Annotated in this window: 19 protein-coding genes; 9 read left to right on the top strand and 10 right to left on the bottom strand. The window is 47.1% G+C overall.

Annotated features, from left to right (window positions below):
• Positions 1-57: 57 nt before the first annotated feature.
• Positions 58-1,029 (bottom strand): zinc dependent phospholipase C family protein, encoded by a 972-nt coding sequence (locus DP923_RS03450; protein WP_112304360.1) that lies wholly within the window; start codon positions 1,027-1,029, stop codon positions 58-60.
• 207 nt (positions 1,030-1,236) lie between these two features.
• Here DP923_RS03450 and DP923_RS16635 point away from each other — a divergent pair, with 207 nt between their 5' ends.
• Positions 1,237-1,383 (top strand): hypothetical protein, encoded by a 147-nt coding sequence (locus tag DP923_RS16635; protein WP_165838137.1) that lies wholly within the window; start codon positions 1,237-1,239, stop codon positions 1,381-1,383.
• 187 nt (positions 1,384-1,570) lie between these two features.
• On the opposite strand, the gene def is transcribed toward DP923_RS16635, so the two are convergent.
• Both def and ruvX read right to left on the bottom strand, forming a co-directional pair.
• The gene (def, locus tag DP923_RS03445) at positions 1,571-2,140 is read right to left on the bottom strand and encodes a peptide deformylase (RefSeq protein ID WP_112304358.1); all 570 of its coding nucleotides are present in this window, start codon (positions 2,138-2,140) and stop codon (positions 1,571-1,573) included.
• Entirely contained in the window at positions 2,137-2,553 is a 417-nt protein-coding gene (gene ruvX / locus DP923_RS03440) for a Holliday junction resolvase RuvX (RefSeq protein ID WP_112304356.1), read from the bottom strand. The genes def and ruvX overlap by 4 nt, the downstream gene beginning before the upstream one ends.
• A 326-nt stretch (positions 2,554-2,879) precedes the next feature.
• Between ruvX and DP923_RS03435 the strand changes: the two genes are divergently transcribed.
• The 3 genes from DP923_RS03435 (at position 2,880) to DP923_RS03425 (ending at position 8,624) form a co-directional block, all read left to right on the top strand.
• Entirely contained in the window at positions 2,880-4,541 is a 1,662-nt protein-coding gene (locus DP923_RS03435; protein WP_239020923.1) for a S41 family peptidase, read from the top strand.
• A gap of 70 nt (positions 4,542-4,611) precedes the next feature.
• Positions 4,612-5,811, top strand: coding sequence for a homogentisate 1,2-dioxygenase (locus tag DP923_RS03430; RefSeq protein WP_112304353.1), 1,200 nt, complete (start codon positions 4,612-4,614; stop codon positions 5,809-5,811).
• Positions 5,812-6,116: 305 nt separating this feature from the next.
• Positions 6,117-8,624 (top strand): DUF5916 domain-containing protein, encoded by a 2,508-nt coding sequence (locus tag DP923_RS03425; RefSeq protein WP_112304351.1) that lies wholly within the window; start codon positions 6,117-6,119, stop codon positions 8,622-8,624.
• A gap of 78 nt (positions 8,625-8,702) precedes the next feature.
• Here the strand turns inward: DP923_RS03425 and DP923_RS03420 are convergent, their stop codons facing one another.
• The 7 genes from DP923_RS03420 to DP923_RS03390 form a co-directional block, all read right to left on the bottom strand.
• Positions 8,703-12,461 carry a S8 family serine peptidase gene (locus DP923_RS03420; RefSeq protein ID WP_112304349.1) on the bottom strand — a complete coding sequence of 1,253 codons (3,759 nt, stop codon included), beginning with the start codon at positions 12,459-12,461 and terminating at the stop codon, positions 8,703-8,705.
• A 216-nt stretch (positions 12,462-12,677) separates the two neighbouring features.
• Entirely contained in the window at positions 12,678-13,649 is a 972-nt protein-coding gene (gene hemB, locus DP923_RS03415; protein ID WP_207801930.1) for a porphobilinogen synthase, read from the bottom strand.
• Positions 13,650-13,779: 130 nt separating this feature from the next.
• The gene (locus DP923_RS03410) at positions 13,780-14,520 is read right to left on the bottom strand and encodes a LytR/AlgR family response regulator transcription factor (RefSeq protein WP_112304345.1); all 741 of its coding nucleotides are present in this window, start codon (positions 14,518-14,520) and stop codon (positions 13,780-13,782) included.
• Position 14,521: 1 nt separating this feature from the next.
• The gene (locus DP923_RS03405; RefSeq protein WP_112304343.1) at positions 14,522-15,634 is read right to left on the bottom strand and encodes a sensor histidine kinase; all 1,113 of its coding nucleotides are present in this window, start codon (positions 15,632-15,634) and stop codon (positions 14,522-14,524) included.
• Between the two features lie 136 nt (positions 15,635-15,770).
• On the bottom strand, positions 15,771-18,194 hold the full coding sequence (locus DP923_RS03400; protein WP_112304341.1) for an outer membrane beta-barrel protein: 2,424 nt from the start codon (positions 18,192-18,194) through the stop codon (positions 15,771-15,773).
• Between the two features lie 168 nt (positions 18,195-18,362).
• Complete coding sequence (gene rocD, locus DP923_RS03395; RefSeq protein ID WP_112304797.1) at positions 18,363-19,604, bottom strand: ornithine--oxo-acid transaminase; 1,242 nt, start codon at positions 19,602-19,604, stop codon at positions 18,363-18,365.
• A 125-nt stretch (positions 19,605-19,729) separates the two neighbouring features.
• Positions 19,730-20,038 carry a hypothetical protein gene (locus tag DP923_RS03390; RefSeq protein WP_112304339.1) on the bottom strand — a complete coding sequence of 103 codons (309 nt, stop codon included), beginning with the start codon at positions 20,036-20,038 and terminating at the stop codon, positions 19,730-19,732.
• A 161-nt stretch (positions 20,039-20,199) separates the two neighbouring features.
• Between DP923_RS03390 and DP923_RS16630 the strand changes: the two genes are divergently transcribed.
• The 5 genes from DP923_RS16630 to ftsY all read left to right on the top strand — a co-directional run bounded on the left by DP923_RS16630 (position 20,200) and on the right by ftsY (position 22,502).
• Entirely contained in the window at positions 20,200-20,376 is a 177-nt protein-coding gene (locus DP923_RS16630) for a DUF5522 domain-containing protein (RefSeq protein WP_165838136.1), read from the top strand.
• 135 nt (positions 20,377-20,511) lie between these two features.
• Complete coding sequence (gene rpmB, locus DP923_RS03385; protein WP_112304336.1) at positions 20,512-20,751, top strand: 50S ribosomal protein L28; 240 nt, start codon at positions 20,512-20,514, stop codon at positions 20,749-20,751.
• Between the two features lie 335 nt (positions 20,752-21,086).
• Positions 21,087-21,275 carry a 50S ribosomal protein L33 gene (gene rpmG / locus DP923_RS03380; protein WP_112304334.1) on the top strand — a complete coding sequence of 63 codons (189 nt, stop codon included), beginning with the start codon at positions 21,087-21,089 and terminating at the stop codon, positions 21,273-21,275.
• A gap of 2 nt (positions 21,276-21,277) precedes the next feature.
• Entirely contained in the window at positions 21,278-21,430 is a 153-nt protein-coding gene (locus tag DP923_RS03375) for a DUF4295 domain-containing protein (protein ID WP_112304332.1), read from the top strand.
• A 112-nt stretch (positions 21,431-21,542) separates the two neighbouring features.
• Positions 21,543-22,502: a signal recognition particle-docking protein FtsY gene (gene ftsY, locus DP923_RS03370; RefSeq protein WP_112304330.1), complete on the top strand. Its 960-nt coding sequence runs from the start codon at positions 21,543-21,545 to the stop codon at positions 22,500-22,502.
• The last annotated feature ends 10 nt before the right edge of the window (positions 22,503-22,512 follow it).

Genomic DNA, 22,512 nt, shown 5'->3' with positions numbered 1-22,512 from the left:
TGCTATTGTAAACCCACCCCTAACCCCTCCAAGGAGGGGAATTCTTCAAAGTATAAATCAGTTACCTTCTTCGCGTGGCGTGTGGTTTCCGGTTTCGTAGGCTTTCTTCTCTAATTCTAACTGATGGAGTTGCTCGGGTGTGAGGGTGTTGGCTAAGGTTCCCAGACTCGGCTGACCGGCATCAACCCAGGCAGTGTACCAGAAGCTGGCAATCGTATGGATGGCAAGGCGCATCTGGCGCTCTACCTGCCCGCGCAATTGGTTGTGGTAGGCCAGCGAGAAAGGCCGTGAGTAAACACGGGTAGTCAGGTTGTTGCGTACTTCGAAGCTATACTTTTTTTCCTCTTCAAACTCCTGCGTCAGCTGCTTTTCAAAGTATAAAACCGAATCTAAAGCCAGATGCGCGCTGCTTACAATGCCCCAGGCTTTGAGTTGCGGTTGCTCCAGGTATAAGGCCTGCCCTACAAAAAAATCATAGTTACCTGCATACATTTCCGGTAACCGCGACTCCCAGAAACCATGTATGCCACGCTGCCCGGTAAGCTGCCCGTTATAATTCTGGGTTGTATGCAGCGGTACACAGGCATCGGCAATGTAGTGTCCTATTTCCGTTGAGAGCCGAAGTATACGTTCCAGGTTTCGCTCCTTAAAAGCCTGCGTGAGCTGGTACTTCATCAGGTTAATATGCCAGGGCACAATGCCATAGGTTTGCAGCGTATCCTCGCTATACTTTTCCACGGCCTGTTGCCAGTAACGCGGCATTTTATACAGGGCACTGTCGCCATACACATCCAGGTCGATGTAGTGGCGGGGTGCTTCGCCTTCTACTGCATAGCGGCGTTTGTCCGGGTTAACAGCATTTTCGGTAATGTAACGGATATGCTTTTTGTAGAAACCCACCATTTCGGGAGGCAGCGCAAATACGGCCAGGCGGTTTATGCGTTGATGCGCGTAAAAGCCCCAACTGTTGCCCTGCGAAGGCAGGAACAGTAACAGCACAAGAAGTATGACTTTTAGAGGGTTAGCCATACTTGCGGTTTACGGGAATTTGCGGTATAAGTGGTTAAAGGTGATGAATATATATTAAAATAGAGGTGTTTGGTTTCTGGTTATTCTGTTGATTTATTATCTTGTATTGATAAGCTAAGCATACAACCAGTTAATCACTGGTTGTATGCTATACTAACTAATTACAAAAGCTGAAATACATATATTCACCCTAAATCCTATAAAAATATGCAAGCAATTGAAGCAATCAAGCCAGGACCAAAGCCAAAAAAACAAGACGGAACACCTGATGAAAGAAGACGTGTTACTCCAGAAACTCAACCAAAGCATCCAAATTTGAAACCCCACAAACATAGGCCCGGAGAATCTAAATAACTGCAAGAAGTAGGATTAACTTTGCTTTTATATTTATAGACAGAAAAATAGATCGTACCGACTGTAAATCTTGGCTTTGCCAACAGCTTTCGAAGGTGGTTATACAAGCACTCTACTCTATACTTATCCCAAAACCAAAAAAGGCCAGCTATAAAGTATAGCTGGCCTTTTTCAAAGTATAAAATCCTTAGCGTTTCTTCGACAGAGCCGGGAATTTCATTTTATAATCTGCATCTACATCACCCTTAGATATTTTGGTGAGCTTGTTTTTGATCAAGCGTTTCTTCAGGCCGTTCAGGTGGTCTGTAAACAGGATACCTTCAATGTGATCGTACTCGTGCTGGATAACGCGGGCTGTCATGCCATCATAAGTATCAGTGTGCTCGTTCCAATCCTGGTCGAAGTAGCGGATAACGATGCGCTCGGGGCGGTACACCATTTCGCGCACGCCGGGTATGCTCAGGCAGCCTTCTTCAAAGCCCCATTCTTCGCCATCTTCTTCAATAATTTCCGGGTTGATAAATGCTTTTTTAACGCCTTTGCCTTCGTCTTCATCGTCCATCATCGGCTCCGAATCGATCACAAACAAACGTATACTTTTGCTGATCTGGGGAGCGGCCAAACCTACGCCGCGCGCGTGGTACATGGTTGTATACATGTCTTCGATCAGCTCATTCAGCCCCGGATAATCTTTCGGAATATCGGTGGCAAGCTCTTTTAATACAGGATCGCCGTAAGCGGTAATCGGGTAAATCATATGGTTCTGCTTTCTAAATACGATTGTAAAATAATGGCCGCACTTACGCGGTCTACGGTGCCTTTGTCCTGACGTGCTTTCTTCTTCAGGCCGCCTGCCAGCATGGCCTGCTGCGCCATTTTAGAAGTAAAACGCTCGTCTACGGTATGCACAGGCAGCGCCGGAAATTCTTTTTTCAGGATACGTACAAACCCAACCACATGCTGCGTGGCGTCGGTTGCCTCGCCCGAAAGCCGGGTAGGCATTCCGATAATAATAGCATCTACCGGTTCGCGTTGCACATAGGCCTTTAAATAAGCTAACACATCTTTGGCATGTACGGTTTCCAGTGGGTTCGCGATTATCTGGAGTGGGTCGGTAACTGCTAAACCTACCCGCTTTGTACCGTAATCAATTGCCAGAATTCTGCCCATGTGTGTCTTACAAAGTGCAAAGGTACAGATTTTAGTTATTGCTTTTATATACCCGCCCTCCCCGAATATGGCCGATCTTTATACTTTGGTGGCCGATGATAAAACGAGTAGAGGGGAATTTTGCTACCAAATGCTGGTTTTATACTTTAAATAAGTAATTTTTAAATTATTTAAAGGTTCTTGCTGTTAAGAAAGTAACTATACAACAAGCCTGCATTTTAATCTGCTGTAGCTTTATTAGTTCTGATACCTGTGTCGTATATTTAATTATCTTGTAAGCTGGCTGCCCCAATGCCAGGTGCAATCGTGTTTATTTTTTTAAGATCATGGAAAATTTTGAGCAAGGCGAAGAAAGAAAAGGTTTCCGGAATACGCCGTTTCAGATAAAAATGCCGCTCTTTATGGCTGCTGCGCTGGTAGTAGGGCTGCTGATCGGGGCTAACATGTTTTCCCCGTCCAGCACCAACCCGCAGGGCACTGCCCGTAGTTACCTGAAGTTCCGAGATATTCTCAGCTACATCGACCGCGATTACGTGGACACAGTAGACATCGAGAAACTATCCGACTTTGCGATCACCAAAATGCTGGAAAAACTGGATCCGCATACTTCTTATATTCCAGCAGAAGAAATGGCCATGGCACGCTCATACCTAGAAGGCGATTTTGAAGGCATTGGCATCGAATTCAATATTTTTAAAGATACCATCTACGTAATCACGCCCCTGAGCGGAGGGCCTTCCGAAGCGGCAGGCATACAACCCGGCGATAAACTCATCAAAGTAAATGGCGAAAATATTGCGGGTGTAGGCATTACCAACGAAGGTGTTTTCAAGCGCTTGCGCGGCCCGAAAGGCACCAAAGTAAGCTTGGGCATTAAACGGCCGGGCGCTCCAAAACTGCTTACCTATACGTTAAACCGCAATAAGATACCAACTTCGTCAGTAGATGTTAGTTACATGGTAGATGACAAGACCGGTTATATAAAAGTGAGCCGATTCTCGGCCAAAACTTATGATGAGTTTGCCGACGCTCTCAAAGGCCTGAAGAAAAAAGGGCTGCAGCAGCTTATACTTGACCTGCGCGGCAACCCCGGCGGCTACATGGACCACGCCACCCGCATGGCCGATGAGTTTATATCCGGTGATAAGATGATTGTGTACACCGATGGCAAAGGCGACAAGTATGATTCAAAGACCTATGCGCGCACCAAAGGCGATTTCGAGAATGGCCCTATCATCGTATTGCTGGATGAAGGAAGCGCATCGGCCTCCGAGATTGTGGCAGGCGCCCTGCAGGATAACGACCGCGCTTTAATTGTGGGCCGGCGTTCGTTTGGCAAGGGCCTGGTGCAGATGCCGATTCCATTAAACGACGGTTCTGAACTGCGCCTGACTATTTCCAGGTACTATACGCCAAGCGGCCGCTCTATCCAGAAACCTTATACCGGTGGCTCCGAAAATTACCAGCAAGACATGATGAAGCGCTTCGAGAACGGAGAGTATTTCCATCCGGACAGTACCTTGTTTGTAGATTCGCTGAAGTATAAAACAGCACGTGGTCGCTTTGTGTATGGCGGCGGCGGTATTATGCCCGATGTGTTCGTGCCCCGCGATACCACCGAATTATCAGAATACCTGAGCCAGCTGTACAGCAAAAATGTTATCCGGGAGTATGCGTTGGATTATTACAGAAACAACCGCAAAGAACTCGAGAAAATGACGTTTGAGAAGTTTAACAAGTCGTTTAACGTAACCGATGCCATGCTACAGGATGTTGTAAAGATGGCAACAAGCGCAGAAGTAAAGTATAACGCCACCGAATTTAACCGTTCTAAAAACCTGCTCCGCAATAACCTGAAAGCATTTGTAGCCCGAAGCGTATATGGTAACAAAGGTTTTTTCCCGGTGCTGCACGAGTCTGATGAAGAGTTTCAGCAGGCACTCCGGCAATTTAGCAGAGCACAGCGGCTGGCAAAAGGCGGTGCTTAAAATATAACGATGCTTGTGTATATTTGCGTAGCACAGGCATTTTAACAAACTATAACCATAGCAGCAAAAAATGGCTTTCTATTATAAACTGGGAGAGATTCCTCATAAAAGACACACGCAGTTCCGGCAGCCGGATGGCAGTTTGTACGCAGAGCAGCTGGTGGGTACCTTAGGTTTTAGTGGTGTATCATCACTTTTGTATCACATCAATCCGCCTACCAAAATTAGCCGCATTGGCGAGCCTGTGCCGTTTGCACCGCAAAAAGCAGCAGGTATAAAACTGGCGCCGCACCACCTGCGCACGCTGGGCATTACTGCAACCGGCTCTGATTACCTGAGTGCCCGCAAAACCGTGTTGTTTAACGCCGATGTTGCCATTAGTATCTGCAACCCGACCGAGCGCGAAATGAGCTATTACTACAAAAACGGCCAGGCCGACGAAGTAGTATTTGTACACGAAGGCACCGGCGATTTGCTGACGCAGATGGGTCGCGTACCTTTTAAGCCCGGCGATTACCTGGTTATCCCACGCACGATCATTCATAAATTCCGGTTCGATGAAGGGCAGGTACGTTTGCTGATCACCGAATCGTTCAGCCCGATAGAAACGCCGCGCCGTTACCGTAACCATTTTGGCCAGTTGCTGGAGCATGCACCGTTTTGTGAGCGCGACATGCGCCCGCCTGTAGACCTGAACCTCGAAACCGGAAAAGGAGAATACCTCGTTCAGATAAAAAAAGAAGGCGAACTGCACCAGTATTATTATGAGTTCAGTCCGTTTGATGCCGTAGGCTGGGATGGCTATTTTTACCCGTATGCGTTCTCTATTTATGATTTCGAACCGATAACCGGCCGCGTGCACCAGCCACCTCCCGTACACCAGACCTTCGAGGCGCAGAATTTTGTAATCTGCTCGTTTGTACCGCGTTTATTTGACTATCACCCTCTGGCTATACCTGCGCCTTACAACCATTCCAACGTGGATTCGGATGAGGTTTTATACTATGTGGATGGCGATTTTATGAGCCGCAAAGGCGTAGACCGTGCTTCGTTTACCGTGCATCCGGGCGGTATTCCGCATGGCCCGCACCCGGGTACGGTAGAGGCCAGCATTGGCAAAAAAGAAACACATGAGTATGCCGTGATGATCGATACTTTCCGGCCGCTGCACCTAACAGTAGAAGCTGTAGAAATGATGGACCAGAATTACCCGATGAGCTGGAAAGACCACGGAACCGACGGCCCACGTCCGGCTGATATGATGGATTAACTAGAGATTATCAAGTATAAAACTGAAGTATAAACATAGATTTATTTTACAACACGAACGAGCCGGGAAGTATACTTTCCGGCTCGTTTTGCTTTGCCATATCCTGAAGTAGTTTTTTTCTGGTGAAATGCTTTGTATATAGTTTTTTGGGTTTTATCTACATTTTCGGGCTGTTCATCCAGTGGTTTTAGTTCCCTCTGAAAATATAAGTACCTTCAAGCAACCTTGAGCCAGCCAGTCGCATCTTTTACAGATACAATTCCAGCTTTCTGGGGTGAAGCCACGCACGCTGTAACCATACTTCTATGAAATATATTTTTTACACACGCAAGCCCGTTGTTTTATGCGTCTGTTTTTGCCTGTTGCTGCTGGCAAGTACAATGTTACCCGCACAGGCTCAGAACCCGGCATTTGCCCAGAAACAACTAAAAGCTTTACGTATAACTGAGCCCATTAAAATTGACGGCGACCTGAACGAAGCGATCTGGCAGCAAGCCGAAATTGCTACTAACTTTGTGCAGAACAGGCCTACCCCCGGCCCGTTGGAAACTCACCCCACCGAAGTACGCATTCTGTATGATGACGAAGCCATTTATGTAGGGGCTATTATGCACGATGTATCGCAGGACAGTATTCTGCGTGAACTGGGCCGCCGCGACGACTTGGGCAATACAGACTTTTTTGGTGTTTTTTTCGATACCTATAACGACCAACTGAACGGCTTTGGATTTTTTACAACGCCAGCCGGTGTACAGCAGGATGCACGCTACTCTACCAGCGGCGAAGACTGGAGCTGGAATGCCGTTTGGGAAAGCAACGTAAGTATGCAGGGCACCAATTGGGTAGCCGAGTTCAAAATTCCATACTCTGCTATCCGTTTCAGTAGCAAGCCAGAGCAGTTATGGGGCCTTAATTTTATGCGCAACCGCCAGATTACGCGAAAAGGCTACTTCTGGAACCACGTCGATCCGGCCAAAGACGGCTTTACAAACCAATGGGGCAAACTAACAGGCATCAGAGATATCAAAGCCCCGTTGCGCCTTTCGCTTTCGCCATATGTGGCAGCATCAGCCGCTTCATTTCCTTATAAAAAAGAAGGCAGCGAAGATATAAGCACCAAAACAGACTTCAACTTTAGTGGCGGTTTAGATGTGAAGTATGGTATTAACGATGCCTTTACATTGGATATGACGCTGATCCCGGATTTCAGCCAGGTACAATCAGATAACCAGGTACTGAACCTGGGGCCTTTCGAAGTCCAGTATAACGAGAACCGGCCCTTCTTTATGGAAGGAACGGAGCTGTTTAACAAAGGAGGTTTCTTTTACTCGCGGCGTATCGGAGGATCACCTGTAAATGAGGAGTTTGATGTACCGGAAGACCATAAAATAATTGAGAACCCGCTTGAAACTAAGATGATAAATGGTACCAAAGTTTCCGGCAGAACACAGTCGGGCTTGGGTGTAGGTATATTTAACGCGGTAGTAGGCCGCCAGTATGCCACGATCGAAGACAGCGAAGGCAGGCAGTATGGGAAGGAAACGCAGCCGCTCACCAACTATAACATTTTAGTACTTGATCAATCGCTTAAAAATAACTCGTATGTAACGCTGGTAAACACCAGTGTCATGCGCCAGGGCAGCACCTACGATGCCAACTTAACGGGCGGCCTTTTCAGGTTTGCGAACAAGGAAAACAAGTATGCCATCAACGGAAAGGCGGCACTCAGCCAGCAGTATTTTTCTGATAGCACCGCATTGGGTTATACGTATAATGTAAACGTGGGCAAAGTAAGTGGCAACTTTTTGTACAGCCTGGAGCACAACGTAATCTCGGATACCTATAACCCGAACGATATGGGTATACTTTTCAACAACAACTCAGTAGACGAAACACTGGATCTGAGTTATAATGTTTACCAGCCTTTCTGGAAGTTTCTGAATGCACGTACTAACCTGGGTGCCACTTACTCGCGCCGTTATAAGCCTGATACATTCCAGAATTTCGTGATCTATGCCAGGGCAGAAGGGACCTTTAAAAACTTCCTGACAGTGGTGCTTTTCAGTAACCTGGAGCCTGTTGTAACTTACGATTTCTTTGAGCCCCGCACGCCGGGCTGGTATTATACTTTCCCGACTAACTACAACACGGGTATATACTTGTCTTCGGATTACCGCAAAAAGTTTGCACTCGATGTGGAAATAGCGTATCGCAAGTTTAACGAGAACGATCGCCACACTACTTCTTTCTTTCTGTCGCCACGCTACCGTGTTAGTAACAAACTCAATTTTGTGTATCGCTACAGCATGAACGAGCGCTATGATGACATGGGATTTTCTGATAAAGATGAGATAAAGGACGAGGCAGAAAAAGTAATAGGAGAACGCATTATTTTCGGCTTACGGAATGTGAACACCGTAGAAAATACGCTTACCGGCAATTATATTTTCAACAATAAAATGTCGTTATCGCTGCGGGCGCGTCATTACTTATCGAAAGTGGTGAATAAAAAATACTTTAGCTTAACGCCGGAAGGTAAGCTGCTGGCCGATGGGCATAACGAAAACCACGACCGTAACTTTAATATCTTTAATGTGGATATGGTGTATTCGTGGTGGTTTGCGCCGGGTAGCGAAATTAGCATTGTCTGGAAAAACCTGATCTCGGATGATGTAGATAAAGCCATCCCGAGTTACTTCGATAATTTCAGCCGCACCTTCTCTTCGCCGCAAACAAACTCGTTATCCGTTAAAGTGCTTTATTACATTGATTACAACACGATCAAAAATAAACTGAGCAAACCAAAAGCATAAGTTCAGCAGTAAGTATAAAGTATAAACAAGTATGGCTCCGGAGAGGAGCCATACTTGTTTATACTTTAAAATCAGTTTCTAATGCTGCACTACCAGCTTGCGGCTATAAGTTTTGCTGCCATGTTTTGCACGCAGCATGTATACGCCAGAGGCTCTTTTACTGAGGTCGATGGTGCCCTGGTACTGGCCGTTATGCTCTACGCTGCCGGTATAAATGGCTTTCCCCAGCAAATCGTATACTTCAAAGGTAATGTCTTCTGTGCTGGAAGTTTCCAGGCGCAGATCGAAGCGTCCGGTGCTTGGGTTAGGCGATGCGATGAGTTCCGGGCCCAGGTTTCGTTCCGAAGATTCCAGGTTAAAGTTAAATGCCTGCGACACGTCAGAGATACAACCGTCCAGTTGCACCAGCACCGTATAAACACCGGATTCTGTGGGTGTATATACTTTGCCGGTTGCGTTCGCGATCAGTTTATTATTCAGGAACCACAGATTGCCTTCTGCCGCGCTGGACACAAGCGTTGTGCCCTGGTGGGCGATAACTGGTTTTGCCACCGGCGTACCGCTTTTCATAATCGCTTCGGTGCGGTCGCTTTTGCAGCCGAGTGCCGTTACCTGCAAATCATAGAAATAGTAATAAAAGTTAAGGGGCGTTTCGGTGGCAGTATTGCCTGTAATGGAAACCACATTGGGTATCCCGAACGGGTAGCCTTTTACGCCTTCGTTGTTCCTGAAAATAGTAGCGCCATTCTCGTACGCAATGGCAATCTGGTATTCGCCGGCTTCCGGTATTTCCAGGCCTAAATAATAGACAGCGCCTGCATCGTTCGGGTCGTTGGGCTGCACGCCGGGGCCTGCAGTGGTGCGCGTAGCCGTTACAGCCAGGGTACGTTCCGAAACCGGCGCGCCTTCTGCATTATACACTGTAAACCTAATGTTGCCACTGTTGCCGATATACAGCCTCGCGGACTCCAGCAGCATAGGTGCCTTCGCCGAAAGTTTAACCGCAGGCGTGAATTGGTTATAGCCTCCGCCAGTTGCAAAGCTCTTTTGTTTCGGCCCAATCGTTCCCCTGAAATCGTTGTAAGCAGCATACAATTTTCCGGTTGTTTGGCTGAGCGCTACCTGTGCCTGGTTTCCTGCCGCCACGGGCATAGTATCGGTTAAAGAAGTATACCAGAAAAGTGTGCCTGCACCAGCACCTGTTAAAGTATAATTTGTAGCCGAGCCGCAACGCACAGCCGTTGCGTCAGTGGGAGCAGCGAGGTTTGCGCTTACTGTAAAGGTAGCTTGCTGTTGGTTATTCGCAGTAAAGCCATCGTTTACTAAGCCGGAGGTGGCAACCAGATCATACTTTTCGCCAGCAGTTGTCGCAAACGAGCCATCCAGCACAAACTCGGTTTGAGCGTTGGGAGCAAGGCTTCCGGTAAAGGTGCCGGTCAACTTTTGTAATTCCTGGCCATTTCTGCGGATACTGACCTGCACCGGGATATTTTGCTGGGCAGCCGTACCCTCGTTCCGAAGTATAACTTTTACTTTTTGAGCCGGGTTCGCACATAATGATGTACCGTTAGCAGACACCGTACTAACTGCAATATCAACCGCCGGCTTGGCAAACTGCACTACATAATCCTGGGTTTCGCCGCGTGTGTAAGTGCCACAAGAAGTAACATCGGCAGCATTTATACTTTCCTGTACCACCACGCGCATGCGGGTTTTGTCTCCTACAGCTACCGAGGCAGGCGGCGTTATACTTGCGTTAAAAGTGCCATCGCCAAGTATAACTCCCGATACAGCGGCTTCTTCATTTGCATCCGTAAAATCGCCGTCGTTGTTCCAGTCTACGTATACTTTTGCAATTTTAGAAGCAGCCGCGCCACAACTTCCCAGTTCCAACGCCATAGCATTGGCCTGGCCACGCGTTAAGGTTAGTGTAGTGGCTGTTAAGTTTTGGTACGTAGCGCAGGCATCCGGAAACGAAATCATACTTACGCCAAGGGTTAATTTCTTTATGCTGGCACCGATTTCTGAAGCTGGCGCGCTGCTGCAATAAGCGGCACCGCCCACGCCGCTCACCAGCAGCGAATAGTTTTGCGGCCCTTTGGTTAAAGTGCCTTTGTGTTTTATGGTTATAGTATAGGTTTCGCCCGGAACGGCATCAGACACTAAAATCTGCTCCACATTATCCAGTATGTTATTGCCAGGTTTGGCGGCAGCGTCGGGTTTGGTGGGGTCTAAAATCCAGGGCAGGTAAGTGGTGCTTTCTCTTTGTATGCTGATGTCGAGGTCGTTTACAAGGCGTGCACTGCGGTTGTTCAGTACACTTGCGTTTGCCTCCAGCACAGTACTTTCCGGATCGGTCCAGGAAATGGTGGCTACCAAAGGACCTGCGCCCGATGCCGTCACTTTTAACGTATAAACCTGCCCTTGTTGCAGCGTGTTCTCCTGAAGCAGGTGCGTTTTGTTTGTGTTCGAAAGTAAAGTAGCTGCTTTCGCCGCATTTAATAGTCCCCAGCCAAACTGGTAATCCGGGCCAGGGGCGGGGCCGGCCTCATCGGCGGTGTGGATAGCCAAGCCTTTCAGCGTAGCAGCACGCATTATACTTCCTTTGTTCAGGTTAGCGTAATGTTCCTGCAACAGCAGCAGCGTACCCGATACGTTAGGAGCCGACATAGAAGTGCCGCTGGTGATCTTGTACATTTTATCCCCTTCCGAAGACGCAGATAGTATAGACGTGCCATTGCCAACCAGATCTGGTTTTATACGGCCATCATCCGTGGGGCCAAAACTACTGAATCCTGCAGCTACCACATCACTGGCCTGCGCATAACCGTTCGTGATGGAAGCAACAGCGCCAACCGTCAGGATATTTTTAGCAGTACCGTAAGTAGAAATTATATCGTACCCGTTGTTGCTGCTGATGTCTTTGCCACGGCTGGCTACCAACTCAAATTTACCGGAGCCGTTCCGCTGAAAGTATGGTTCGCCTTCCTTGGGGCCATTTTCGCTGCGGTTGTTGCCCGCCGATTTTACCATCAGCAGGTAAGGTGCATTGTAAGCGATCTGGTCCCATTTGGCGGCTGTCTGGTCATAATAGCCAAACTTGTAATCTTCTTTTGTGCTGATGCCGGTATCGCCCCACCATTCCCAGTTGGGGTCTTCTTTGGTGCCTTTGCGGTCATCGTTAAAATGCCAGCCGGTAATGGAGCCATAGGAGTGATTGGATACAAGCAAGTCTTTGGCGGCAGCAGCTATTTCGCTTACGTCGTTATCAAAATCATACGCCTGCAGTTTGGTAATGCCGTGCGCCATGCCCTTAGCCGATGCATTTACACCTTTGGCAGCCATTGTTCCGGCTACGTGTGTGGCGTGGTCGTTTATTTCGGTTGCGTTATCTTTCTGGATGATGCGGTTTCGGAGTTCCTGGTGGGTGGCGCGTATGGCGCCGCCATCCCAGATGGCCAGTTTTTCGGCTACAGATGAGCTGCTACCGCTCAAACTAAGGCCTAAAGCGCCGCCAGCCCAGAGCTGATCTGTGCGGGTTGTGGCGGCAGCGCGCGTATTGTTATAAGTAATGTAATAGATTGGTAAACCGCGCGTATCAATGCCCTGCAACGAAATGTGCGTGCCATCGGCATACGTTTTCTGTACTACCCAGCCGTTTTGTCTGGCCATTTCCAGTGCTTTGCCACGATTTAACTTATAATCTTTTTCAGCGGAAACGGCAATTTTACTTAACGCCGTAGCATTGGTACGCACAGGTGTAGAGCCCTGCTGCGCCCTACTTTGGGTAGCGAATATAATGGCAAGGGCAACGAGCCAGAGACCCCGTCTTTTCATAAAAACAACAATCAGCGTGTATAACCTGTGAGATACTATGAAAGGATAAGATAGGCAAAGATGTTCAAATGGAGGCTAAGTTTTTTTGAGCAGGATATACAGCGTTTCAGCCGACCATAGATTTTACAAAGAAGTGCCTGCAAAACGAAAAAGGATTTGCTGAAATCTAAAAGTATAGATCCTGCAAATCCTTTTACAGCAAGTATAAAATGGCTTTTACTTTTTCAGGTACTGGGCGTACTCTTTTGCAAAGTATGAAAGTATGATATCGGCACCGGCGCGTTTTATACTTGTCAGGGTTTCAACCATAATCTTTTCACCGTCTACCCAGCCTTTTTGGTCGGCAGCTTTTACCATGGCATACTCCCCGCTTACGTTATAAGCTGCTATGGGTAAATTCGAGTTATCGCGCAGCAACTTTATCACATCCAGGTAAGATAAGGCAGGTTTCACCATCAGGTAATCCGCCCCTTCGGCTGTATCGAGTTCGGCTTCTACCAAGGCTTCACGGCTGTTGGCGTAGTTCATCTGGTACGTTTTTTTGTCACCGGCTTTCGGTGCAGAATCAAGCGCATCCCGGAACGGGCCGTAGAATGCACTCGCATACTTGGCCGTGTACGCCATAATGCCCACTTTATGGAAACCGTTTTCGTCGAGTACGCGGCGGATATGCCCGATACGGCCGTCCATCATATCGGAAGGGGCTACCACATCGGCACCGGCCTGCGCCTGTACCAACGCCATCTTGCCTAAAACTTCCAGTGTCTCGTCGTTCAGAATTTCGCCGTTCTCAACAATGCCGTCGTGGCCATCCGAGCTGTAGGGATCCATGGCGATGTCGGTGAAAAGCGCTACCTGCGGGAAATTCTTTTTGATCTCGCGGATGGCTCTCGGGAAGAGGCCGTCCGGGTTCCAGCTTTCGGTGGCCGTTTTATCTTTGTATTGTTCGGCAATGCCTGGGAATGGAGCAAAGGCTTTTACGCCCAACTCTACGCACGTATGAATTTCTTCGAGCAGCGTATCGATGGAAAAGCGGTTGATGCCCGGCATCGATTTTACTTCGATGCGCTGGTTCTGGCCTTCAATTATAAAAAGCGGGTAAATAAAATCGTTCAGGCTCAGGCTGGTTTCCTGCACCATATTGCGGATAACTTCGGTCTGGCGGTTACGTCTTGGTCTTCTGTTCATAAGTATAAATTTCTGGCAGAAAATTAATTACTGCAAAGTTACGGCTAAAGCAAACGAATTGAAACGCTTTTTAGACAGAACACAGTTCCGGAAGTATAAATGGCAGCTTTCGTATACTTTTTTGGAAGACTTATAAGGTACCGCTTTCCATTATTTCCCGGATGCTGTCGCGGTAGCGTGTGCCTACCGGTATTTCGGTGTTGTTGCTTAGCTCGATGGTGTTGCCGTGTATGGCTTTGATGGCCGATTTCCGGACGATGTAAGAGCGGTTAACGCGCAGAAAATCCCGGGTCAGCAGTTCTTCGATCTTGGTCATGGTCATGTGGGTAACCACGCTCTTGCCCAAAGTATGGATTTTGAGGTAATCTTTCATGCCTTCCACGCAGATAATAGCTTCCAGGGCAATGTTCATGAATTTTTTGTTCTCCTTCACCAGCAGGAACTGCTTATTTGGGTCAGTTGTAACAGCCGGATTTATACTTGCGGAAACCGGGTTTTTGTAGCGCATCTTTTCCTGCACTTTGTGGATGGCTTTCACAAAACGATCGAAGGTAACAGGCTTTAAGAGGAAATCGGCCACATCATACTCAAAGCCCTGCACCGCATATTCGGAGTAAGCCGTTGTCATGATCACGTAGGGTTTGTAGTTGCTGCTGAACGTGTTCATAAACTCGATGCCGTTCATTTCAGGCATGTTCACATCCAGAAAAATAACATCGGGCCGCAGTGCACTTATTTTACCAAGCGCTTCAATTGCGTTTTCGTACACCGCTGCCAGCTCCAGAAAATCGAGCCGACTTACATACTTTTTCAGCAGTTCCTGGCCCAGCGGCTCATCATCCAATATAACACAGGTAATTTTAGCTTCCATTTTACCAGATTTTTAACAGTACGTGGTGCATGTTTTCAGTTTGATTTATCTGCAACGTATGGCTATCAGGATATAACAATTGTAGCCGCCTGCGCGTGTTGCTGATCCCGATGCCATTGGTTGCCAGTACCTGTTTGCGTGGCGGAAGAGAGTTGGTTACCTCAAAGCAAAAAACGCCGGCTACATCGCGGTAGGCTTTTATGGCGATGCAGGATTGGTTGATGTACTTATCTACGCCGTGCTTGATGGCATTCTCCACAAAAGTAAGCAGCAGTAGTGGTGGAATGTGTTGCTGGCCCAGTTGCTCCGAAATTTCCCAGTCTATGGTCAGGCGTTTGCTGTGGCGTACCGTCTGGATATCAAGGTAATGGCGGATGGTATCGAGCTCTTTTTCTACTTCCACTTCGGTTGTGTTCGAATCATATAAGGCAAAACGCATGATATTGGAAAGCGAGTAAACGATCGAAGCTGCCGTCTGGTCTTTATCTTCTACGAGCGCATAAACACTGTTAAGCGTATTAAACAAAAAATGCGGGTTTATCTGCGAGCGCAGGAAATCGAGCTCCAGTTTCAGGTTGTCTTTCTCTAATAGCATACTTTTATACCTCGACTTAAAAACTAACCGTAGCCCTTTAATAATAAGTGGCAACAAGATGCCCATTAACAATTGCTGCACATGAAAGTACAGGATATCTGTACTATACAGAAAAGTCCAGGGGCCTTGCGCCGACATGCTGGCTGCTAAATTTCTTATATATTCGGGGGTAGTGGGGCTTGTGATACTGAAATAAGTATAAACCTGGTAAATGAACAGCCCGTAGGTCAGAAACGTACTTACAAGCAACAGGCAAATTCCCAGGCACTTCCAGATAATATTTAGTTTGCTGCCAATTATCCCCGAAACCAGGTAAAACAAAAGTATGGCCAGGCTCATTTTGGTGGATGCAACCGCTAGTGTAAGCGCTGGAAACACATTGCCAACCAACCAGCGCGCCTGCTGATCGAACCAGATGTACATCAGTGCCCAAAAGATAACATGCAGCCAGACGCGCGCTTTACTGTTGTGGCTGGTACCGGATAAAATAGCGGAAAGTTTACTGGTGATGTCGTTCATGCAACTTTGTAAAATGCGCTGAAATCAGGTTCAAAAGTATGGCTAAGTCTTCTGATCTGAAGTATAAACTTTGCCCTGTTCAGCTATTAAGTATCGCGAATAATCCGGCAACTGCAAAATCAGAAGTATAAGTTGGTTAGTTGATTCGGTTTTCTTCGTCTGAAGCGGCGCGTCTGTCTTTAGCGGCCGTTTTTACTTTCTGGTTTCCGAAATTATAGCTGAGCGATAGGTTAAAGAAGTGAGAATCCCAGCGGTAAATGCCGGTGCTGCGCAGGTTGCTGAAGTTTGTTTCAGATTTGGCGCGTGACGTTTTTAAGATATCGTTGTAGCTGCCGCGGAAAGTAAATTTGCCATCCATAAATTTCTTCTGAAGACCGATATTAACAATGTATTGCGGCTTCAAACTAACGGCGCCATACGGTGCCCCCGACTGGAAATAAGCTGACAAACTCGGGGTCCAGTCGCCTTTCACTTTAAAAGTATTGGTTACACTGTACACACCCGAAAAGCCCTGCAGCTGCTGCGGCGCACTGGCCACCGATAGCAGCGAGTTGCGCAGGTAAGAACCGTAGAGGCTGTTGTGAATACTCCACCAGCGCGCTACCTCCACAGGCACTGAAAGGCTGAGGTAATACTGCGTCTGGCTATCCAGGTTTTCAGCGCGGGTTCTGGTTACCACTGATTGTTCGGAGATGCGCTCGGTAACATACGATGTAGTATTGGTTGTTTCAGCATAACCTAAAACGGCCGTATAAGTGTTTTTCAAAGTATAAGTTACATCTATACTGCTCGTGAATTCAGGCTTCAGGAACGGGTTGCCCTGTGTGTAAGTATACACATCCTGGAAGTAAATAAATGGGTTCAGGCTCTGGTAGCTTGGCCTGCTGATGCGGCGGCTGAAGGCTGCGTTTACAAAATGGTCGTTACCAAAACTGCGGCTGATAAGCACCGACGGAAAAAGATTGAAGTAAGAGCGATTGGAGGGCTGGTTGGTGGTCAGGAGCTTGCCTTTGCCATCGGTATATTCTGTGCGGAGGCCAAGCCGGTAATCAAAACCGGCCAGTTTGCTGCTATAAGTTATATATGCGGCGGCAATCTGCTCGCTGTAGACAAAATCGTTTGTGCGGGCTGCATCGTTTACCCACGTATTATCGCCGTCCTGGATTTCATACTTCGCGTTATTGCCGGTTTCTACGATGCTATACTTTGCGCCAGCTTCCAGTTTGCCCTTGCCCAGCGTTTGCTCATAATCTGCCTGCCCGGCCAGTATGCGGATATCAGTCGGCAGCAAATTGCGGAGGTAAAGATTTTGCTGCTCATCGGTGTTGCCACCATATTCATTCAGAATGTCATTTCTTTCTTCGGAAGTATAAGTGGCAAAATCTAGGTCGGCGGTTAGGGTTTTAGTAGGGCTGATGCGTTGCTTAAATCCGATTGTGCCTGCATACTGCTGGCTTCGGTTGCGCTTGTTTGTCTGGCTGAACAAGGAAGAATCCGGTTGGTTATGCTGGCTGAGCAGCTTGGTAGTGGCGGTAGCTATTCCGGTTCTGTGGTAATTAAATCCGCGCAGCACGGCATTAAAACTGGTCTTTTTATTCAGGTTCCAGTCTGCTGCCAGCCTGTAATTGTGCGTGGTGGCATCTGCCCCGGAAAAGTTATCCATCTGGTGCGTATTGGTTACGGTTCCGGCCTCGTCCAGGTAATCTGTTCTGGATTCGTTGCTGGTAATAATATGGCGGTTCGATAAATTATAACTTCCGGTCAGGGCCACATTTCCGCGTTGGTGGTTTAAAGTTAAACCGGCATTCTGCCTGCTGTTCCCGGAAAATCCGCCACCTATAGTTGCCGTTCCTTTGGTGCCTTCCTGTGTACCTTTTTTGGTGATGATGTTGATGATGCCTCCCACGCCTTCTGCATCATACTTTGCGCCCGGGCTCGCGATCAGTTCCACTTCCTGGATATCGCTGCTTTGTATACTTTTGAGAAAAGTAGCAAGGTCTGCGGCAGCCAGGTAGGTTTTCTTTCCGTCTATAATTACCAGCGCACCCTTTCCGTTCAGCGAAATAGTTTCACTTTTAGGGTCGATGTAAATACCAGGCGCTTTTTCAAGTACTTCGATGGCATTATACCCTGTAGCCAGCACAGTATTGGTGAGGTTCATCACCATCCGGTCTGGCTTTTGTATAATGGTGGGGCGACTGGCAATAACTACAGCTTCTTTCAGGCTGGCAAAGGCCGGCTGAAGTATAACCCTGAGCGGAATGTCTGCTTTTGATTCTGTTACCTCGAAAGATTGAAAATTAGGCTGATAGCCGATAAACGACGAGCGGAGCAGGTACTTGCCGGGTTGTACCGCTGCCAATAGAAACCTGCCTTCTGCATCTGTTACCGTACCGCCTGCCTGGCTCGAATCGCGGGCGTGCAACAGGAATATGGAGGCATATTCTATGTTTATACTTTTCTCATCTGTTACCTGCCCGGTAAGTTTTGTTTGTGCAAGTATGGGGCTTGCCTTTAAAATCCCGAAAAGGAAAAGTCCGAAAATGTATAAGTGCTTCATGGTGCTTCAGTTTTAATCCGAAGTAACCAGTACACTTTCGCTTCCAGAAATTTTTTCGACGTATATGTGCCGCTTTTCGAAGTATAGACGAATAAAGGATAGCAGCAACAAAAAAGGCGACACTGCAGGTAGCAGCATCGCCTTTTATACTTTGTGTAGGTCCGGGTTTTAGAAAGCCAGGATCACTTTTTCGATAATATCGCAGCATTCGTGCAACTGCTCTTCTGTGATAACCAGCGGCGGCGCAAAACGGATGATGTCGCCATGCGTTGGTTTTGCTAAAAGGCCGTTGTCTTTCAGCGCTACGCATACATCCCAGGCAGTACGGCCATCAGCGGTTGGTTTAATAATAACGGCATTCAGCAAGCCTTTGCCGCGTACCAGTGTTACCAGGTCTGGGCGCTTGGCTTTGATACTGTTCATGCGCTCCCGGAAAATATCGCCTAATTTGTAAGCATTCTCGGTCAGGTTTTCGTTTTCGATCACTTCCAAAGCAGCAATGGCTACTACAGCGGCCAGCGGGTTTCCTCCAAACGTAGAGCCGTGCTCGCCTGGTTTGATGCACAGCATGATGTCATCGTTAGCGAGCGCCACTGAAATAGGCAACACGCCACCCGACAATGCTTTGCCAAGTATAAGTATATCGGCTTTTACGTTATCATAATAGCTGGCCAGTAACTTACCGGTACGGCCAATACCTGTCTGGATTTCATCTGCAATAAAGAGCACATCATACTCTTTGCAAAGCGCGTGTGCCTTAGCCAGGTAGCCTTCGTCCGGAACCATTACGCCTGCTTCGCCTTGTATCGGCTCCACCATAAACGCGCACAGGTTTGGCATTTCCTTTAAGGCCAGTTCCAGGGCAGCTATATCGTTGTAAGGAATTACTTTGTAGCCGGGCATGTACGGGCCAAAGCCTTTTGTAGAATCCGGGTCGGTTGAAAATGAGATGATACCCGTTGTACGACCGTGGAAATTATGCTCTACTACCAGTATCTCCGCTTTGTTTGCCGCGATGCCTTTTTTCATGTAGCCCCACTTGCGGGCCATTTTTAAAGCAGTTTCTACCGCTTCGGCACCTGAGTTCATTAATAAGGCTTTGTCATACTTAAAATACTCGCAGATATACTTTTCAGCAATGCCCAACTTATCGTTATAAAAAGCACGCGACGTAAGTGTAAGCTGCTGCGCCTGCTCTACAAGTGCGTTGATGATATGCGGGTGGCAGTGGCCCTGGTTTACAGCGCTGTATGCTGACAGGAAATCGTAATACTGCTTGCCTTCTACATCCCACAGGTGTACGCCTTCGCCACGCGTGAGTACAACCGGCAGCGGATGATAGTTGTGTGCGCCGTATTTATCTTCTATATCGATAGCCTCCTGGCTTGTCGTGATGGTTGAGGTATTCATAGTTTTGTGTGTTTTTTGGTATGTGGTTAGCTGCAAGCTTGCTTTGTACTTAACGTATAAAATGGGCAGGTTGTGTAAAAATAGGGAAAGCGGTGCTATTTTAAAACATATGCAAGTATAAACTCCTACGCGCGCCGTGTTGTATGATGCACGCATCTGCTGAAAATATTCTCAAATACTTCCGGCTCATACTCAGCATACGTATTTGTCATCAGAGCGAGGGCGCCATCGTGTGTTCTGAAACCATATAACTCGCGTTGGCCCAATTGCGGGTCAGCAATAGGATGGCGTTCCAGTAGGGTCAGTTGTTCAGGGTTGATAGTCTGCTCACGGTCGGGGCAAAAGATCTGCTTGTTCTGAATAATGAACGTATGCGTAAAACCCTGTTCGCGTAGCGCTGCGATGGCTTCTTGTAAAGTGCTGTAACTTGGCATAGGCTTTCTGGTTTAGGGTAAGCGGTAACGCGCAACGTACACACTACAGTGCAGGCTGTTAAAGAACTAAAACGTATAAACATAGGCGGAGGTATGCAGAAAGGAATACTTTTAGTGGAAGCAAGTATATTTGCCTGAAGAAAAATTAGAACAACACTGTTTTGGGACAGCCATTAAAAGAAAAAGAAGATTATTACCTGAACGAGCAGGGGCTACTGGTGTTTACGGCCAAGTATCATTTAAAGCGCGGCTATTGCTGCGAAAACGGCTGCAAACACTGCCCTTATGGGTTTAATAAGAAGCGAAAACAAACAGGGAACACCGGCGGGCAAGTATAAATTTTGTACCCAAAACCGGCCGTTTGACCTGCTTTATACACACAAAAAGGAAAAACTTTAGCGCATCCTTTGACTTTGTGTATTATAATTTAGATATTTGCACCCCTATTGGAATAATTTAGAAGAACATACAAGATGGCACGAGTTTGCGATTTAACAGGAAAAAGAGTACAGGTAGGTAACAAAGTATCTCACGCTAACAACAAAACGAAGCGTAGATTTTACCCTAACCTTCAGAAAAAGCGTTTTTTCATCCCGGAAGAGGATGCTTGGGTAACGCTTAAAGTTTCTACTTCAGCACTGAGAACAATCAACAAAAACGGTATCTCAGCTGTATTGAAAAAATCAGTAGAGCAGGGCTATATCGTTTTCTAAAAACAGCCATCCGGTAGCGTAGCGCCGTAAGCCATCTGATATTTTAGATAAAATTATACCAGCAACGGAGGGAGCCAGGCGAGACCTGCTCGCTCCGTTGCTGTTTTTTGACTTTGGCTTAAGTTTTTGCCCTGCTTAGCCACTAAAACCATCTGTGCAGCCTTAACAGCAACAGGCGATTTTGCAAAATTGAGTAAAGGGTAAATAAGTGAGTGACAGATTGGTGTAAGATCCGGGAAAAGTTCTGCGGAGTTTACAATAAAATTTATACTTTGTTTGTAGTTAAGGATCTAAGCGATTATATTTGCAATCCTAAATAAAAAATTACTGTTGAGATGGCTAAAAAAGCAAAAGGTAATAGAATCCAGGTGATTATGGAGTGTACAGAGCACAAAGCGTCTGGCATGCCTGGTACTTCGAGGTACATCACTACCAAGAATAGAAAGAATACAACTGAGCGTTTAGAGCTTAAGAAGTATAACTCTGTATTGAAAAAAGTAACTGTTCATAAAGAAATTAAATAACCATGGCTAAGAAGGTAGTTGCAACCCTAAAAACCGCCACAGGTAAAGACTGGGCAAAAGTAATCAGAGCCGTAAAGTCGCCTAAGACTGGTGCTTACAGCTTTAGAGAAGAAATGGTGCCTGTTGATAAAGTACAGGACGTTCTTGCAAAGTAATTAAGCCTACTCTGCTTATAGATACATTACATGAAGAAGTCCCACTATTGGGACTTTTTTAGTATATTACCAGTTCACTGCACCCCTTTTCATCCTTACATAAAACACCGGTATGGGCATTTTTGACTTTTTCAGCAAAGAGAAGAAAAAAGAATCGCTGGACAAGGGCCTTGAAAAAACCAAGTCAAGCTTTTTCGGACAGTTAAGCAAGGCCGTTATTGGCAAATCCACTGTTGATGTGGAAGTGCTGGATGAGCTGGAAGAAATTCTGGTACATGCCGATGTAGGAGTAGGAACAACAGTGAAGATCATTGACCGCATCGAGAAACGTGTGGCCCGTGATAAGTATGTGAACACCTCCGAACTGGACCGCATTCTGCGCGAAGAAATTGCTGCCTTACTCGAAGAGAACAGAGCCGGCGACGGTGCTAATTTCGATCTGCCAGCCGATACCAAACCTTACGTGATTATGGTAGTAGGCGTGAACGGTGTAGGCAAAACAACCACTATTGGTAAGCTGGCCTCGCAATTTCAGAAAGCCGGTAAAAAAGTGGTATTAGGCGCTGCGGATACGTTCCGGGCTGCTGCCGTTGATCAGCTGATTATCTGGGGTGAGCGCGTAGGTGTACCGGTTATCTCGCATGGCATGAATACTGACCCGGCTTCTGTGGCCTACGATGCCGTTAAAAAAGGAGTAGAGTTAGGTGCTGATGTGGTGATCATCGATACGGCTGGCCGACTGCATAACAAAGTGGGCCTGATGAATGAGCTCTCCAAGATTAAGCGCGTAATGGAAAAGGTGATTCCGGTAGCACCGCACGAAGTACTATTGGTACTGGATGGCAGCACCGGTCAGAATGCTATTATGCAGGCACGCGAATTTACCAAAGCTACTGATGTAACGGCCCTGGCCATTACAAAACTGGACGGTACAGCCAAAGGCGGTGTTGTAATCGGTATTTCAGATGAGTTTAAGATTCCGGTGAAGTATATTGGAGTAGGCGAGAAAATAGAGGACCTGCAGCTGTTCGATAAGAACGCATTCGTAGAGTCATTCTTTTCGCGTAAGTAACCTGAAGCCT

It is taken from the genome of Pontibacter arcticus, from assembly GCF_003284895.1.
In the GTDB taxonomy this organism is placed as follows: Bacteria; Bacteroidota; Bacteroidia; order Cytophagales; family Hymenobacteraceae; genus Pontibacter; species Pontibacter arcticus.
Note: the sequence above shows the minus strand (reverse complement) of the source record. Positions and strands in the feature narration are given on the sequence as shown.

Coding starts and splice junctions, on each gene's coding strand:
- DP923_RS03450 (WP_112304360.1), bottom strand. CDS start 1,029: ATGGCTAACCCTCTAAAAGTCATACTTCTTGTGCTGTTACTGTTCCTG.
- DP923_RS16635 (WP_165838137.1), top strand. CDS start 1,237: ATGCAAGCAATTGAAGCAATCAAGCCAGGACCAAAGCCAAAAAAACAA.
- def (WP_112304358.1), bottom strand. CDS start 2,140: ATGATTTACCCGATTACCGCTTACGGCGATCCTGTATTAAAAGAGCTT.
- ruvX (WP_112304356.1), bottom strand. CDS start 2,553: ATGGGCAGAATTCTGGCAATTGATTACGGTACAAAGCGGGTAGGTTTA.
- DP923_RS03435 (WP_239020923.1), top strand. CDS start 2,880: ATGGAAAATTTTGAGCAAGGCGAAGAAAGAAAAGGTTTCCGGAATACG.
- DP923_RS03430 (WP_112304353.1), top strand. CDS start 4,612: ATGGCTTTCTATTATAAACTGGGAGAGATTCCTCATAAAAGACACACG.
- DP923_RS03425 (WP_112304351.1), top strand. CDS start 6,117: ATGAAATATATTTTTTACACACGCAAGCCCGTTGTTTTATGCGTCTGT.
- DP923_RS03420 (WP_112304349.1), bottom strand. CDS start 12,461: ATGAAAAGACGGGGTCTCTGGCTCGTTGCCCTTGCCATTATATTCGCT.
- hemB (WP_207801930.1), bottom strand. CDS start 13,649: ATGAACAGAAGACCAAGACGTAACCGCCAGACCGAAGTTATCCGCAAT.
- DP923_RS03410 (WP_112304345.1), bottom strand. CDS start 14,520: ATGGAAGCTAAAATTACCTGTGTTATATTGGATGATGAGCCGCTGGGC.
- DP923_RS03405 (WP_112304343.1), bottom strand. CDS start 15,634: ATGAACGACATCACCAGTAAACTTTCCGCTATTTTATCCGGTACCAGC.
- DP923_RS03400 (WP_112304341.1), bottom strand. CDS start 18,194: ATGAAGCACTTATACATTTTCGGACTTTTCCTTTTCGGGATTTTAAAG.
- rocD (WP_112304797.1), bottom strand. CDS start 19,604: ATGAATACCTCAACCATCACGACAAGCCAGGAGGCTATCGATATAGAA.
- DP923_RS03390 (WP_112304339.1), bottom strand. CDS start 20,038: ATGCCAAGTTACAGCACTTTACAAGAAGCCATCGCAGCGCTACGCGAA.
- rpmB (WP_112304336.1), top strand. CDS start 20,512: ATGGCACGAGTTTGCGATTTAACAGGAAAAAGAGTACAGGTAGGTAAC.
- rpmG (WP_112304334.1), top strand. CDS start 21,087: ATGGCTAAAAAAGCAAAAGGTAATAGAATCCAGGTGATTATGGAGTGT.
- DP923_RS03375 (WP_112304332.1), top strand. CDS start 21,278: ATGGCTAAGAAGGTAGTTGCAACCCTAAAAACCGCCACAGGTAAAGAC.
- ftsY (WP_112304330.1), top strand. CDS start 21,543: ATGGGCATTTTTGACTTTTTCAGCAAAGAGAAGAAAAAAGAATCGCTG.